This window comes from Exiguobacterium sp. Leaf196, assembly GCF_001423965.1.
Lineage (GTDB): Bacteria > Bacillota > Bacilli > Exiguobacteriales > Exiguobacteriaceae > Exiguobacterium_A.
Window position 1 is genome coordinate 440,661 of record NZ_LMPV01000001.1, and the last position, 16,586, is coordinate 457,246.

The 16,586-nt window shown below is 50.3% G+C and carries 13 protein-coding genes; all 13 read left to right on the forward strand.

The window, feature by feature from the left end; translation table 11 throughout:
• Window positions 1-21: 21 nt before the first annotated feature.
• The 13 genes from ASG02_RS02300 (at window position 22) to mutL (ending at window position 16,248) form a co-directional block, all read left to right on the forward strand.
• On the forward strand, window positions 22-282 hold the full coding sequence (locus ASG02_RS02300; RefSeq protein WP_023467705.1) for a stage V sporulation protein S: 261 nt from the start codon (window positions 22-24) through the stop codon (window positions 280-282).
• A 191-nt stretch (window positions 283-473) separates the two neighbouring features.
• Window positions 474-2,222 carry a 2-oxoacid:acceptor oxidoreductase subunit alpha gene (locus ASG02_RS02305; protein WP_056060443.1) on the forward strand — a complete coding sequence of 583 codons (1,749 nt, stop codon included), beginning with the start codon at window positions 474-476 and terminating at the stop codon, window positions 2,220-2,222.
• Window positions 2,209-3,075 (forward strand): 2-oxoacid:ferredoxin oxidoreductase subunit beta, encoded by an 867-nt coding sequence (locus ASG02_RS02310; RefSeq protein WP_023467707.1) that lies wholly within the window; start codon window positions 2,209-2,211, stop codon window positions 3,073-3,075. Before ASG02_RS02305 ends, ASG02_RS02310 begins: the two co-directional genes overlap by 14 nt.
• A 99-nt stretch (window positions 3,076-3,174) precedes the next feature.
• Window positions 3,175-4,263 (forward strand): L-threonine 3-dehydrogenase, encoded by a 1,089-nt coding sequence (tdh, locus tag ASG02_RS02315; RefSeq protein ID WP_056060447.1) that lies wholly within the window; start codon window positions 3,175-3,177, stop codon window positions 4,261-4,263.
• The gene (locus tag ASG02_RS02320; protein ID WP_035408845.1) at window positions 4,263-5,438 is read left to right on the forward strand and encodes a glycine C-acetyltransferase; all 1,176 of its coding nucleotides are present in this window, start codon (window positions 4,263-4,265) and stop codon (window positions 5,436-5,438) included. The genes tdh and ASG02_RS02320 overlap by 1 nt, the downstream gene beginning before the upstream one ends.
• Window positions 5,439-5,586: 148 nt before the next feature.
• Complete coding sequence (locus ASG02_RS02325) at window positions 5,587-7,200, forward strand: alpha/beta hydrolase (RefSeq protein ID WP_231496874.1); 1,614 nt, start codon at window positions 5,587-5,589, stop codon at window positions 7,198-7,200.
• Window positions 7,197-8,651, forward strand: coding sequence for an NAD(P)/FAD-dependent oxidoreductase (locus tag ASG02_RS02330; RefSeq protein ID WP_056060451.1), 1,455 nt, complete (start codon window positions 7,197-7,199; stop codon window positions 8,649-8,651). Before ASG02_RS02325 ends, ASG02_RS02330 begins: the two co-directional genes overlap by 4 nt.
• Before the next feature lie 124 nt (window positions 8,652-8,775).
• A complete protein-coding gene (locus ASG02_RS02335) occupies window positions 8,776-9,063 on the forward strand; it encodes a hypothetical protein (protein WP_029341204.1) in 288 nt (95 codons plus the stop codon).
• A gap of 105 nt (window positions 9,064-9,168) precedes the next feature.
• Window positions 9,169-10,437, forward strand: a complete 1,269-nt coding sequence (locus tag ASG02_RS02340; protein WP_035408840.1) for a DUF445 domain-containing protein — start codon at window positions 9,169-9,171, stop codon at window positions 10,435-10,437.
• Window positions 10,434-11,261 carry a DNA-3-methyladenine glycosylase gene (locus ASG02_RS02345; protein WP_056060454.1) on the forward strand — a complete coding sequence of 276 codons (828 nt, stop codon included), beginning with the start codon at window positions 10,434-10,436 and terminating at the stop codon, window positions 11,259-11,261. The genes ASG02_RS02340 and ASG02_RS02345 overlap by 4 nt, the downstream gene beginning before the upstream one ends.
• 112 nt (window positions 11,262-11,373) lie before the next feature.
• Window positions 11,374-11,811, forward strand: coding sequence for a RicAFT regulatory complex protein RicA family protein (locus tag ASG02_RS02350; protein WP_023467714.1), 438 nt, complete (start codon window positions 11,374-11,376; stop codon window positions 11,809-11,811).
• Window positions 11,812-11,873: 62 nt separating this feature from the next.
• On the forward strand, window positions 11,874-14,405 hold the full coding sequence (gene mutS, locus ASG02_RS02355) for a DNA mismatch repair protein MutS (RefSeq protein ID WP_056060455.1): 2,532 nt from the start codon (window positions 11,874-11,876) through the stop codon (window positions 14,403-14,405).
• 10 nt (window positions 14,406-14,415) lie between these two features.
• Window positions 14,416-16,248, forward strand: a complete 1,833-nt coding sequence (gene mutL / locus ASG02_RS02360) for a DNA mismatch repair endonuclease MutL (RefSeq protein WP_056060460.1) — start codon at window positions 14,416-14,418, stop codon at window positions 16,246-16,248.
• The last annotated feature ends 338 nt before the right edge of the window (window positions 16,249-16,586 follow it).

The following is a 16,586-nucleotide window of genomic DNA, read 5'->3' on the forward strand; positions in this document are numbered from 1 at the left end:
TCTGGATGGGGAGGTACACGCATGGACGTCCTGAAAGTATCAGCTAAGTCGAATCCAAACGCGGTAGCAGGTGCACTCGCGGGTGTCATTCGAGAGAGAGGTTCCGTCGAGATTCAGGCCATTGGTGCGGGAGCGCTCAATCAATCTGTCAAAGCCGTCGCCATCGCACGCGGATTCGTGGCGCCTTCTGGCATCGATTTGATTTGTATCCCAGCCTTCACAGACATTTTAATTGATGGAGAAGAAAGAACCGCCATCAAACTCATCATCGAACCACGATGATGAATTGGACATAGGTCCTATATTTACAAGTAGACCATTTACTCGACTGGAGTAGATGGTCTTTTTGCTGCGTCTTCGAATTTTTCTCACCTTTCCACCGAGGGAGCATTGTACTACTTCCGGTAAATCGGTATCATGAGGGAGGATAGAGAGAACTATCATTTCAGGGGACAGAGAAGGAGCGAACGTCGATGTATAATCAGTTATCATGGAAAGTTGGCGGTCAGCAGGGAGAAGGGATCGAATCAACAGGCGAAATCTTTGCGATTGCCTTGAATCGACTCGGCTATTACCTGTATGGCTACCGTCACTTTTCGTCACGTATCAAGGGAGGACATACGAATAATAAGATTCGTGTCGCGACACAGGAAGTCCGGACGATTTCCGATGATCTCGATATTTTGGTCGCATTCGATCAAGAGACGATCGACGTCAACTTCCATGAATTGCGTCAAGGTGCCATCATCATCGCGGATGCGAAATTCAATCCGACAAATCCGGACGAAGCACGCGCCTCATTGTATGCGATTCCATTTACGGAGATCGCAGCTGATCTCGGTACGGCATTGATGAAGAACATGGTCGCGATTGGTGCATCGAGTGCGATTCTCGGCATTGCACCAGAGCGTTTCCAAGCCGTCGTCGAACAGATTTTCGGACGAAAAGGTCCAGATATGGTCGAGAAGAACTTAGCAGCAATTCGTGAAGGAGCAGCAGCGTTTGAAGCTCTTGCAGGAGAGGGCGAACGGTTCGTCTTGGAACCGGCTGACGGAAAACAACGGATGTTCATGATTGGAAACGACGCAATTGCTCTTGGCGCGATTGCCGGTGGAGCGCGTCTGATGGCAGCTTACCCGATCACACCATCATCTGAGATCATGGAATACTTAATCAAGAAATTACCGCAGTTCGGTGGAACGGTCGTCCAGACGGAAGACGAACTAGCAGCGGTCACGATGGCAATTGGTGCCAACTACGCAGGTGTCCGTGCTTTGACGGCGTCTGCTGGTCCAGGATTGTCACTAATGGCGGAAGCGATCGGATTATCCGGGATGACGGAAACACCGCTCGTCATCGTCGATACACAACGGGGTGGTCCGTCAACAGGTCTACCAACGAAACAGGAACAATCTGACTTGATGGCGATGATCTATAGTACACATGGTGAAATTCCAAAGGTCGTTTTGGCACCATCAACGGTCGAGGAAGCGTTCTACGATGCAGCAGAAGCATTTAACATCGCAGAAGAGTACCAATGTCCTGTCATTCTATTGACGGATTTGATGCTATCGCTCGGAAAACAATCGGTTGAGCCACCAGATATGTCACGCGTTGAGATCCGTCGCGGGAAGTTGATTCAGGAAGACTTACCGGAACTTGAAGGGAAAGCGTACTTCAAACGCTACGAAGTGACGGAAGATGGGATCAGCCCACGTGTCATTCCAGGCGTCAAGCACGGGATTCATCACGTGACGGGTGTTGAGCACAATGAGGAAGGGCGTCCGTCGGAAGCGACGAAGAACCGGGTCGATCAAATGACGAAACGACTTCGTAAGCTGAATACGTTCCGCTTACAGGATGCCGTTCTTGTAACGGAGCATCATGCAGAACCGGATATCTTATTCGTTGGTTTCAACTCGACACGTGGAACAATCGAAGAAATCATGCCACGACTCGAAACACAAGGGATCAAGGTCGATCACTTGCATATCCGTCAAGTCCATCCGTTCCCAAGTGAACTCGTCACGCCGCACTTAGAGCGGGCAAAACGAGTCATCGTCGTCGAGTACAATGCAACAGGACAACTGGCGAAGCTGATCCAGATGAACTGTGGACATGCATCGAAGATCGAGCATATCCTGAAATTCAATGGCGACCCGTTCTACCCGGCAGAGGTCGTCGAGCAGGTCGTAGGAGGGGTATATCATGGCAACCTTTAAGGATTTTAGAAATGATGTCAAACCAAACTGGTGTCCAGGGTGTGGAGACTTCTCGATTCAAGCAGCGATTCAGCGTGCTGTCGCAAACGTCGGGCTCGAACCAGAAGAGTTAGCATTGATTTCCGGGATTGGCTGTTCTGGTCGGATTTCCGGTTACATCAATACGTATGGCTTCCACGGCGTTCATGGACGATCTTTACCGATCGCCCAAGGTGTCAAGATGGCGAACCGCGAATTGACGGTCATCGCGTCTGGTGGCGACGGTGATGGATTCGCGATCGGCATGGGACATACGATTCATGCATTCAAACGGAATGTCGACATGACGTATATCGTCATGGACAATCAGATTTACGGCTTGACGAAAGGACAGACGTCACCTACTTCTGCACCTGGATTCAAGACGAAATCGACGCCAAAAGGATCGATTGAAAAGAGTGTTTCACCGGTTGAACTTGCTTTGACGGCTGGCGCGACGTTCGTTGCCCAGAGCTTCTCGAATGATTTGAAGGGCTTGACGCAACTGATCGAGCAAGCGACGGCACATAAAGGATTTGCGTTCATCAACGTCTTCAGTCCATGCGTCACATTCAACAAGGTCAATACGTACGATTGGTTCAAGCAGAACTTGACGAAGCTGTCCGATATCGAAGGATACGACCCGTCGAACTTGGATCTTGCAAAACAGACCGTTCATGCACACGATGGTCTCGTCATGGGATTGATCTATCAGGATGAAACACGTCCTGATTACCAGTCACAAATCGATGGGTACCAAGAATCCGGTCTCGCGTATGCGGATCTTGAGCTAAACGAAGAAACATTCGGTAAACTAGCGGCAGAATTCATGTAAGATAGAGGAAAGATGTGTTTGGTTTTTTGGGGATGCTAAACATTTGGAAGTTCGCCACATATAAATAAACGTGAGCTTCCGCGAAGGAGTCGGGGAAAGATGACGAAATTAGTAACAGCGGTAGAAGAGACAACAACGACGAAAACGATGCGTGCACTTGTCAAAGAAGAGCGCGGATTCGGTGCGGCACTGAAAGAAGTACCCGTACCCGTACCGGATCGTGGAGAAGTCTTGATTCGAGTCGAGGCAACATCAATTTGTGGGACGGACGTGCATATCTATGAGTGGGATGCGTGGGCAGCGTCACGTGTCAATCCGCCGTATGTCTTCGGTCACGAGTTCTCGGGCGAAGTCGTCGAGCTCGGGGAGGGTACGAAACGCTTGAAACTTGGTGACCGTGTCTCGGCTGAGACGCATATCGTCTGTCATCAATGTAAACAGTGTCTTCGTGGGCAATATCATATCTGTAAGAACACGAAGATCATCGGTGTCGATACACAAGGCTGTTTTGCGGAATACGTCGTCATGCCGGAAGAAAACCTCTGGGTCAACCCGGAAGATATGCCAGCGGGAATCGCTTCGATTCAAGAGCCGATGGGAAATGCTGTCCATACCGTTCTTGCGAGTGATGTCAGCGCTAAAACGGTCGCAATCGTCGGTTGTGGTCCAATTGGTCTGATGGCAGTCTCAGTCGCTAAAGCAGCCGGTGCTGCGGAAGTCGTCGCGATCGACGTCAATCCATATCGTCTCGAGCTAGCACGGACGATGGGGGCGGATGTCGTCATCGATTCACGTCATGACGATGTCTTAGAGCGGATCGAGCGTATGACCGACGGCGACGGAATCGACGTTGTCTGTGAGATGAGTGGACATCCGGCTGCGATTCGTCAAGCATTCGAAATGGTGACAGCAGGTGGAGACGTCAACATCCTCAGTCTGCCGGTCAAACCGGTCGAAATCGATTTGACGAACCACGTTGTCTTCAAAGGCGTCCGGGTTCAAGGCATCACCGGTCGGAAGATGTATGAGACATGGAGTCAGGTTTCTGCTTTCTTATCAAGTGAAAAAGTTGATGTCCGACCGTTGATTACACACACGTTGCCGCTTGAGCGGTTCGAAGAAGGATTTGAATTGATGCGTCAAGGGAAATGCGGGAAAGTCGTATTACAACCAAGGGGGACGAATTAATGGGATTTGAACACTTACGGACAGAATTAGAAGAGATGAAACAGGCGGGCACGTTCCGCAACCTTGTAGCACTCGAGAGCGCGCAACACAATCGCGTGACGATTGACGGGAAGGAACTGATCCAACTGTCGTCGAACAACTACCTCGGACTCGCAGCACATCCGCGTCTTGCTGAACAAGCAGCGGAAGCAGCGCGGACGTTTGGTGCCGGAACAGGATCGGTTCGAACGATTGCTGGAACGCTCGAGATGCACCAAGCGTTTGAGCGGGAACTCGCGACATTCAAGCATACGGAAGCGGCACTTGTTTTCCAGTCGGGATTCGCAACGAATCTCGGTGTCTTATCAGCGTTACTCGGTCCTGAAGACGTTGTTATCTCGGATGAGTTGAACCACGCTTCGATCATCGACGGAATTCGTCTGACGAAAGCGAAACGCCGGATCTATAAACACGTTGACTTAGCGGATCTTGAAGCAGCATTACAAGAAACACAAGACGCACGGACGCGCCTCGTCGTCACGGACGGTGTCTTCTCGATGGATGGGAACATCGCACCACTTCCAGAAATCGTTGAATTAGCCGAGCGTTATGACGCGCTCGTCATGGTCGATGATGCGCACGCTTCAGGTGTTCTTGGGAAAGCAGGACGCGGTACGGTCAATCACTTCGGTCTTGACGGTCGTGTTGCCTTGCAAGTCGGTACACTCTCAAAAGCAATCGGAGTCCTCGGTGGATACGTTGCGTGTGAACAACACGTCAAAGATTACTTGATCCATAAAGGGCGTCCGTTCTTATTCTCGACATCACATCCACCAGCAGTCGTTGAAGCAAACCGGGAAGCACTTCGTGTCATGGAAGAAGAAACGGTCCTCTTTGATCGTCTGTGGGAAAACACGGAATTCTTCAAACAAGGATTACGGGATCTTGGATTCGATATCGGGACGTCTACGACACCGATCACACCGGTCATCGTCGGTGATGAGGCGCGTTGTCACGAATTATCCGATCGCCTCCGTCAAGAAGGTGTCTTTGCTCAAGGAATCGCCTTCCCGACCGTTGCAAAAGGAAAAGCACGTGTTCGGACGATCGTAACGGCGGAACATACACGCGAAGACTTGACGACAGCGCTTGCAGCGTTCGAAAAAGTCGGTCGTGAATTAAACTTGATCGGTTGATATCGATCACGGACGAACCAGGTCCGCATACTTTCAGGCAGCGGATCAGCGATCCGCTGCCTGAAGTGCGTCATGACGAAAGAATCAAAGTCGACCGTTTTTACTTTTGCGAGATAGGGAATAATAGATGAGGAAAGGATGTGACCTGATGAGTATGAAGAAGAAAGGGATACTGCTCTCATTTTTGATGCTGACACTACTCCTTGGGGGGTGTATTCGCATCCAGTACGATGCAACGATCCATACCGATCAGAGCGTCACCTTAAAAACGACATATGCCGCAAAGGAACATCCAGTGGCGCGTTTACTGAATCTAAATCCGAATTGGAAAGGTTATGTCAAACAGGCAGAAAAGAATGGCTATGCGGCAAAGACGTTCAAGACGAAGGATGACTACGAAGGCATCCGGATGCAGAAGACATTTGCGAACTTCAAGGACATGACGTCGATCAAAGACGAATGGAAGACGGGCATCGGTGGGATTCTCATTCCACCTGATACGAAGTTCGACATGAAAAAATCAGACGGATTTTGGTTTGATACGTATCGACTTGATACGAACATCGATCTAAGTATCGATCGCCTGAACATCAAAGGGTATCAACCGACGGGTCAAGTCAAGAAACTTGCTGATCGTTATATTCGCCAAGCCGATATCGAGATCAAGCTCCACGGTCCGAAAGTGATTGGTCTCCAAAACGGAGAAAAGATCGACTGGTCGAATTACCATGATGTGTCATGGAAATTATACGGAACGAAAGCAAACCAACTACAGTTGATTGCCTATGTACCAAATCCGACAGGCTGGATCATCACCGGTGTTGTATTATTGATCGGTGTTGGCTTATTGCTTTACTGGATCTTTCACCGTGTCCGTCGTTTGCGTCGGCAACAGTTGAAGACAATCAGTATTTCGCTCCTTGTCTGTTTGATTGTCGGAGGAGGGGCATGGTGGCTATTCGCGGAAGATACATCGAGTGCTCCACCGCCAACGCGTCAGATCGTTACGCAAGGAAAGAGTGAAATCGTACCGACGTTCCTCGTCCATGGATTGTTCGGTACAGAGCGGACGTTCGTCCCAATGATTCAGAACTTCACGAAAAAAAAAGTTGCCGATGATGGCGGTCGATGTGACGTGACTCGTTCTGGGAAAGCGACTTGTAGCGTCACACCCTCGCCAACCGGCTACCCGCTTGTCCGAATCGTCTTTGCAGACGACGAGGCGAGCCTTGCCGATCAACAAAAGTGGTTGAATGCAGCGATTGCTGCGTATGATGCGAAACAAAAAGCGACCTTTGCCGATATCCAGCTCGTCGGGCACAGCATGGGTGGTGTGGATGTCGTCGCCTATACGGTCCAAGAAGAGATGCCGTATCACGTCCGAAAAGTTGTGACGCTCGACTCACCAATCGCCGGCTCCGATTATGCAAAACTCGGGTTGACGCTCGCACCGCTTGGCACGAATACGAACAGTCCCGCCATTCGTGATCTCGCGAAGGGCTCACCAGCGATGAACAATTTAACTAAGCGGCTCGAGACGTGGCCGCGCGATGTACTCGTCTATTCGTTTGGTGCCAAAGGAGGCGATTTCAATCTGATTTCGTTAAAGAGTTCCTTTGCACTCGAGAACTACACGGATAATATCCAGACAAAATCGTATAAATATGATCACTTCACGATTCATCGCCGGGAGCCGGTCTTCCGCGAAATCCGCAATTTCCTATTTAAAGAAAATCGGGTCACGGAGGAGGAATCATCATGAAACACGTCGTCATCGTCGGCGGAGGAATTGCAGGTTTAACGGCTGCGGCTCTGATCGCACAAGAAGGCCATACTGTTACCGTCCTTGAAGGAAGTCGTGAATGGGGGGGATCAGCCGGGAAGTTCACGCGCCGGGACCTGACGTATCCGGTAGGGGCGACACTCGGAATGGGGTTTGAGCCCGGTGGTATTCACGCCCGTGTTCTTGATCATCTTGGAGTAACGCATCAGGTCGAGTCGCTCGACGTCGTCATGACGATTCGCATCGCAGGACGGACGATTCATTATTATCAGGATCGTGCTGCGTTTCTAACCGAATTGACGTCACATTTTCCGGAGCAGGCATCGTCGATTCAGGCTTTCTTTGCTGAAATCGAGCAGATTCACGAGATGATTCGTCCGCTAATGGCAGAACTTCCAGCATTACCACTTCAAGATCCAGCAGACGTCCGGCGGTTAGTCCGTCACGCGAAAAGTGTTGTTCTCTTGCCGTATTTTCCGCTGACGATTGGTCATTTGTTACGAAAACATCGACTAGCGGATACGTTATTCGCACAAGTGATCGATGGGATTTTGCTCGACAGCATGCAGACAGGGCAGGAGGCCTCAGCTTTACTAGGAGCCGTCGCCTTATCGATTTATCATGAAGGTGCCTATTATGTTCCGGGAGGCTTGTACCGACTAGCTGAGCAATTGAAAGAGACAGCAGAGGAGAGCGGGGCAACCTGTCTCCTTGGGCGAAAAGTCACGTCGATTCGAAAGACATCAGATGGATTTTTGATTGAGGATCGCCGAGGACGCTTGATGCTTGCTGATGCTGTCATCTGTGCGGTTCCTCTTGAAGGCATCCGGGAAGTCGTCAGCATGGATATGCGACGAACGTTACGACGAACGTACCGACGACAGGAAAAATTACAGCAATGGGCGACCTTTACGTATTATGCGGCGATTCCAGAGGCACTCATTTTGTCTGACGAAGCATTCCGGCAAGTTCATGATCCGTCCTTACCTTCAGGTCATGCCTTCATCTCGCTGTCCCGTCCGGATGATCGATTACGTGCACCAGTTGGTCAGCGGACGCTGACGATGTCATGCCATGTTCCGATTGGTACGTTTGATAAGACGAACCGGAAACGCTATGACGGACAAGTCGAGACGATGTCGGCGATCTTCGAAGCCATTCTCGAACAGCAGTTTCCTGGCTTCGCGCAACAGGCAATCGAACGCCATCCGGGTGGACCAGGTGCATGGGTCCGCTATACGTTCCGTCCGGATGGTGGAGTCGGTGGATATCCGCAACGTCCGAGTACGAGTCTCCTATTCGCGGCACCGTTTCGAACAGGTGTCAATCACTTCTTTGCAATCGGCGATACCATCTTTCCGGGTGCTGGAACGATCGGTGCGACGACGTCTGCGATCCATGCTGCCCGACAGTTTGGAGTCAGATTGTGAGAAATCGTCGTAAAATGATGAAAGAAGCGACGCATCTGTCGCTTTTTTCACATTTGAGGATTATGATGAGGAAGAGTCGGGAACATGATATCCATGAACACAAAGAGAGAAGGAGTGAAGAACCATGGAGACATTCGAGCAAAAATGTCAGTCGTTCATTCAGGAACGACGACCTGAAGTCGGTCCGATTCAATTCGAGTCGGCGCGTACGTTTCTCAATGCACGCGGTTTAAGTGTCTACGAACGGATTTATCAAGGGAAAGAAGAAGTCCGATTAGCGTTCGTTGAACAGACAAATGGTCAACAACTCGTTTCATTAATGGAAAATACATTCGGCAACGGACTGGTCTATTTTGTCTCAACGGCAACCGCGACATGGGATGGCGACCGTTTTGGTGAATACACGTTTTAAGTACATAGGGAGTCCCAGTCGATGACTGGGGCTCTTTCGTGTCGAAACCTAATCCTTGTCCCGTTCGTAAGGTAGATAAGTGACTCAGTTGAAGGAGGAAACGATGTGTCATCATTTGAACAACCTAAAACATCGACACGGCGGCTTGCAACCGTTTCGTTGATTTTCATGGCGGTCGGATTCGTCGTCTCATTGCCATTTAAAGAAAATGCTTGGGTCTTTTGGCTCCAGAGTGGTTTTGAAGCCGGACTCGTCGGTGGGATTGCCGACTGGTTCGCGATCACGGCGCTGTTTCGTCATCCGCTTGGCTTAAAGATTCCCCATACGAACCTATTGCCGAAAAATCGGGAACGGGTCATCGAATCGATTGTTCATATGCTCGAGACGGACTTACTGAACAAAGAAAGTATCGTTGCGAAGCTGCAACATATGACGCTTGCAGATCGTGTCATCAAAATTTTACGTTCGATTCTGGTCTTACCTGCCTTTCGAGCAACCGTCACCGAGCTGTTGATGGGTTTGATTCGGAAACTACCGAAAGAGGCAATTCTTGAGTTTGCGAATACACGGGTGACGGAGACGATCAAAGCGTATCCGTCCAAACGGCTGGCGGTCCGGGCGATGGAGTTGAATGAGGAACGTCGACTCGACGAGTGGCTGATGGATCAGTTACTCGATTACGGCCAACGTCTTCTCGAAGATCCGATCATTCGCGATCAGATTGGCCGCCTTGCTTATACGGCAATGATTGACCAAGAAAAGAATACGTTTTTGCGGGTGACGGCGCGAACCGTCCAAAAAGTCTATTCGGAAGAAAAACTCAGTCTGGTCATTCAAGGCGTCTTGTTGACGGTCATTCAAGATATGCGACACGTCCATCATCCGAATCGACTCGCGATTCTCGATCATCTGCGTCGTAACCTGGCACAGTTGTCGATTGATGAAGAGCGTCTCGCGAAAATCGATGCTTGGAAGGCAAGTGAGGTCGACCGGTTTGACTTCGTTCCGGTCATTGAACGTGCATATGACGCTGGTCTGATCGAGCTCGAACGCTATTTGACGTCAGACGCTTTCTGGACGGAACGGGCGATGCCGATGCTTTCGCGCGCTTTAGACGACTGGGAACAGCATCCGACGTTCAAGGATAGCAGTGATCAGTGGATGAAGGAGCAACTCGTGCGTTTCGTCGAACAAAATCACCAAAAAATCGGCGGACTCGTGCGCGAGAACTTGAATCGGTTCGATACCGAGACACTCATTCACATGATCGAGGATAAGGTTGGCAGTGACTTGCAATGGATCCGGGTCAATGGAGCATTGTGTGGATTCATCATCGGTTTGATCCTCGGTGCCATCAAGGTGTTCGTCGGATGAGTCGGTGGACGTATGATCTGACGTTGTCGGAAGCATTTGATTTTAAAGGAATCGTGTCTCGTTTGACGGAAGACCCGTTACAAATCGAACAGAATGGGCGACTCGTTGTTCCAATCTTCGTTGAAGAACAGGCGTATATTACGACGGTTGAATATATCGACGGCTTCACGTTACGGATTGACGGTTCAGGACCGCAAGCAGCGGTGTTGGCACAACTCAAGCGACGCTTTCGACTCAGTGAGCCGAATCCTGCGCAGCGTCTTAAGACGACGTCATTACATGCGATCGTCGAACAGTTCGGCGACGAACGGCTCGTTCTTGATCATTCACCGTTCACGGCCTTGATTCGTTCGATCATCCATCAACAAATCAATCTGTCGTTTGCGCATACGTTGACGGAACGTGTCTTTCGGACATTCGGAACGGTCAAGGATGGAATCATCCTACCGCCGACACCGCGCCAACTAGCGGCAGCGCGTCGCGAGGACTTGCTCGCTCTGCAACTATCAGGACGTAAAGTCGATTATCTACTCGGGGTAGCAACAGCAGAGATTAATTATGAGGAATTGACGTCAGCGACCGACGCAGAAATCGCTGAGACATTGATTGCACTGAAAGGTGTCGGACCATGGACGGTTCAAAACGTCCTGATGTTCGGGTACGGTCGTCCGGATCTTTTCCCGGCATCGGACATTGGGATATTACGGGCTTTTGAACGATTACTTGGATATCGACCGACAGTAGAAGAAGCGACGCGACTGGCAGAGGAATTCGCTCCTGTTCGCAGTCACGCTGCCTATCTATTATGGCGTTCGATTGAATAAGGAACTATTCTTGTCACTCTATCGTCAGAACGGTATAATGAATGCGATAGAACGAGGAATCGTTCAGAAATGCTAAGGGAAGCGACGTGTTCGCTAACGATAGAGGGGACGAATGTGGATGTATACAGATGAACAAATCATCGAAAAAGCCAATGAAATCGCCAAAATGATTTCAGAGACACCGGAAGTAGAACGATTCAAAGCGGCAGAAGCCAACATCAATGGGAATGAAAAAGTCCAAAAGATGATGAAACAAATCAAGTTCCTTCAAAAAGAGGCAGTCAACTGCCAACATTACGGCAAAACAGAAGCACTCGCACGTGTCGAAGCGAAGCTCGATAAATTGTTCGCTGAGCTTGATGAGATGCCTGTCGTCCAACAGTTCCAAGAAACGCAAGAAGAAGTCAACGGACTTCTCCAATACATCACGGTGACGATCTCGAACGGGATTACGGATCAAATCATCGAAGCAACGGACGGAGACGTTCTTGCAGGTAAGACAGGTAGCGGCATGGAAGCAGAAAACAAAAGCGGCGGTTGCGGCTACTAATCACGAAATGAACGAAAAGCCGACGGACATCCGTCGGCTTTTTCGACGAATGAGGTGGAAGAATGGAAGCAGTACACAACACACCGATGATGAAACAATACTTCTCGATTAAGGCAGATTATCCGGACGCTTTCTTGTTTTATCGGCTCGGTGATTTTTATGAATTATTTTTTGAGGATGCCAAGAAAGTCGCCCATGAACTGGAGTTGACGTTGACGGCGAAAAACGGAAAGAACGCGGAGCATCCGATTCCGATGTGTGGCGTACCCCATCACGCGGCGAACGGCTACATCGAACAGTTGATCGAGCGTGGTTATAAAGTGGCGCTTTGTGATCAAGTCGAGGATCCAAAGTTGACGAAAGGACTCGTCAAACGCGAAGTCATCCAAGTCATCACACCGGGAACGTTGATGTCTGCGTTGACGGAAAAAGAGAATCGGTACCTAGTAGCGGTCGTCGAACAGGACGGTCGTTTTGGGATTGCCCGCGGTGATGTCTCAACAGGTGAGAGTGCCTTGACAAGCGTTGCAACACTCGATGGTGTAATCAAAGAATTAAGCATTATCTTGCCACGGGAAATCATCGTCACGACAGAGGAACATGAGACGGCACTTGCGTCCTTACGGATCCCGCTAACGCGCAGTTCACGACGCGAGACACATCCACATGGAGATCGCGCGATTGATACAGCCCAAGCGGAAGCCTTTGCTGTCCTCTATGCCTACATGCACGATACACAAAAACGAGCGTTGACACATCTGCAACCAGCCATTGTCTACGAAGCGAGCGATTTCATGCAACTCGAACCGAATACGGTCAAGAATCTTGAGCTCGTCCGCTCGGCACGGACAGGAGACAAAAAGGGTTCGTTGCTTGGTCTACTTGACGTGACAGGTACAGCGATGGGTGGACGGATGCTGAAACGCTGGCTGGAAAAACCGTTGTTATCGGAGCGAGTCATCACGGAACGGCTCGACGCTGTCGAGGAACTGTTGCAACACTATTTCGAGCGTCAGCAATTAAAAGATACGTTACGGGAAGTCTATGATCTTGAGCGACTCGTCGCAAAAGTCGGTTACGGAACAGCGTCAGCGCGTGATCTCGTTCAATTGAAGTCGACGTTGCGATTGATTCCCCGTATCCAATCAGCACTTGAAGAGATGATGAGCGAACGTCTCGGTCAACTTAGTCTCGGACTCGATCCACACGACGAATTGAGCGATCTACTCGATCGTGCGTTCGTTGAAGCCCCACCGATCTCAACGAAAGAGGGCGGGATGATCAAGTCCGGTTATTCACCAGACCTCGACGAGTTACTTGTCGCTTCAAAAGACGGCAAGACGTGGCTTGCGACACTCGAAGCAAATGAACGAGCAGCAACCGGCATCAAGACGTTGAAGATCGGTTACAACCGTGTCTTCGGCTATTACATCGAGGTCTCGCGTGCAAATGCCAAACTGTTACCGGAAGGACGGTATGAACGGAAGCAGACACTCGCCAATGCTGAGCGTTATATCACACCGGAATTAAAAGAAAAAGAAGCGCTGATCCTAGGGGCGGAAGAGAAGAGTGTCACGCTCGAGTACGATCTCTTCTGTGGAGTGCGCGATGAAGTCAAAGGACATATCGAAAGCTTACAGCGCGTCAGTCGCCGGATTGCGGAACTCGACGTCCTCGTCGCACTGGCTGAGATTGCCGAAACACACGACTATGTCCGACCAATCACGACGACCGGCCGAACGGTTGATATTCAGGAAGGACGTCACCCGGTCATCGAGACAGTCTTACCGCGCGGTGAATACGTCGCGAACGGGATTACCTTAAACGAAGGACGCGAGATGCTGTTGATCACTGGACCGAACATGTCCGGTAAATCGACCTATATGCGACAGTTCGCCTTGATTGCTTTATTGCATCAAATTGGCTCGTTCGTACCAGCTGCTCAAGCGGAACTGCCGATCTTCGATCAAATCTTCACCCGGATCGGGGCAGCAGACGACCTCGTCAGTGGACAGTCGACATTCATGGTCGAGATGGTCGAGACACAAGAAGCCTTGACGCGTGCAACGGACCGGTCTTTGATCCTGCTTGATGAAATTGGTCGCGGGACCTCGACGTACGACGGGATGGCACTCGCACAAGCAATCGTTGAACACATCGCCCGGCACGTTGGAGCGAAGACGCTATTTTCGACCCATTATCATGAACTGACGGTGCTCGAAGAATCGATTGATCGATTAGCGAACGTTCATGTCCGTGCCGTTGAACAAGATGGGCGTGTCGTCTTCTTGCATGAAGTACGCGACGGAAAAGCCGACCAATCGTACGGAATCCATGTCGCACGGTTAGCTGATTTACCAGATAGTCTGATCGAACGGGCGCAAGTCCTCTTGTCCGAGTTCGAGCAGGCTGAGCCTGTTCCGGTCGCAGCACCTGTAAAAGCTCCTGTTCAGGAGGAGCCGATTGATCAACTCAGTCTGTTCTCAGATGCGGATCCGCTGCGTGAGACGATGGCGAGTCTTGATTTGATCAATATGACGCCACTCGAGGCATTGAATACGCTGTATCGTCTACAAGCCGAAGCGAGAAAGTGAGGAGAATGCAGTGGGAATCATTCGTGAATTATCCGATAGTTTAGCGAACCGGATCGCGGCGGGAGAAGTCGTCGAACGACCAGCGTCGGTCGTCAAGGAACTGGTCGAGAACGCACTTGATGCCGGTGCGACCCAAATCGATGTCGAACTCGAAGAAGCCGGAATGAAACGGATGACGATCCGTGACAACGGACACGGGTTTTACCCGGATGACGCTGAACTGGCTTTCGTTCGTCACGCGACGAGTAAGATTAAGGACGAGCATGACTTGTTCCGAATCAAGACACTTGGTTTTCGCGGAGAGGCCCTTGCCTCGATCGCGTCCGTCAGTAAAGTGACGTTGAAGACGAAACGCGAGGACGCGGAAGGGATTCAAGTGACGCTTGAGTACGGGACGGTCGTTCAGCGGACACCAGCTGCCATGAACCGGGGAACGGAATTGACGGTCGAGCATCTCTTCTTCAATACACCGGCACGGCTGAAGTATTTGAAGACGACGCATACGGAACTTGCGGCGATCACGGACGTGCTGAACCGGATGGCGTTTGCTCATCCAGACGTCAAGCTTCGGGCTACCCATGAAGGAAAGACGTTGATCCAGACGAACGGATCAGGAGACGTCCGGCAAGCGCTGGCGAGTGTCTACGGTCATCAAACGATTCAAGGAACGTTGGTCGCCAAGGGCGCGAATGCCGATTATCAATTGACGTGTCATCTCGTCAAACCGGAAGTGACCCGTGCCTCGAAGAATTACATTACGTTGATTCTCAATGGACGTTCGGTCAAAAACTTCGCCCTGACGCAAGCGGTCTTGAACGGTTACCATACGCTCTTACCGATTGGACGGTATCCGATTGCCGTCATTGAGGTGACGATGGATCCACTCCTGATTGACGTCAACGTCCACCCGGCGAAACGGGAAGTTCGTCTCTCAAAAGAGATGGAGCTCTGCCAGTTGATTCAAGAGACAATCAAGATGACGCTCAGCCGAGAGACGTTGATTCCGAAGGTGACGCCACCGAAACCGAAAAAGGATCCGAGTAGTCAAGAGAAACTCGATTTTTCTTACGTCGCGGAACCGGTCGAAGAGACGTCATCGCGAGCAGTCTGGAATTATCCGATTCCGAAAAAACCCCAAGAGGACGATCGACCCTCTGTAGAGAAACCATTGCCATTTAGTAACGAGGATGATCTATTCGAGCCCATAGAACCGGTCAAGCAGGACGTTGTCGAACCGATGGAGGAATCCCACGCGCGTCCGCGCTTTCCACACCTCGACGTCATCGGACAACTTCATTCGTCCTATATCGTCTGTGCCGGAGAAGACGGGATGTATATGATTGATCAACACGCGGCGCAGGAACGGATCAAATACGAGACGTATAAAGTCATGTTCGGTCGACCACCGGAGCAACGGCAGCAATTATTGCTCCCTTATACGTTTGAAATCTCGTCAGATGACATGAAACGAATGGAGGAAATCCTTCCGTTGCTGAAAGACGTCGGCATTGAATTCGAAGCGTTCGGTCCACAGAGCTTCATCGTCCGAGAAGTCCCGACGTGGTTCCCGTCCCATCGCCAGGAAGAGACGATTCAAGAATTACTCGATGAGGCATTGATGAAACGGAAAATCGATCTTGAGACGTATCGGGAAGATGCCGCCATCATGATGGCATGTAAGAAATCGATCAAGGCGAATCATCCGTTGAACGATGAGATGATGCGTCGGTTGATTGATGATTTAGCGAAGACAGAGATGCCGTTCACGTGTCCACACGGACGTCCAGTCATCATCGAATGGACGACATATGAACTCGAGAAGTTATTCAAAAGGGTCATGTGATCAAGAAGAGGAGTCGATCCCATTCAGGTGTCGTCTCAGATTATAGAAAAGGGAGCTGACTCAAAAGTTAGTTTCTACAAAGAATGACGCGTCATACGCAACTCCTACAGGAAAAAGCGCATTTATGCGCTTCAGAGACAAACAAGACCCGCTTTCCTGCTTGTATAAAGCAGGAAAACTGGCTTGTGTCTCGCCTGAGGAAAGTGCGTGAAAAGACGCGTCATTCTTTTTTGGAGTCAGCCTCTTTTTCGTTCGTCTCGAATCATTTATTGTACTGATACACGATTGAGTAGTTTTTGTTTGTCCTAGTACAAAAAATACGTGGATTCTCATGAGAA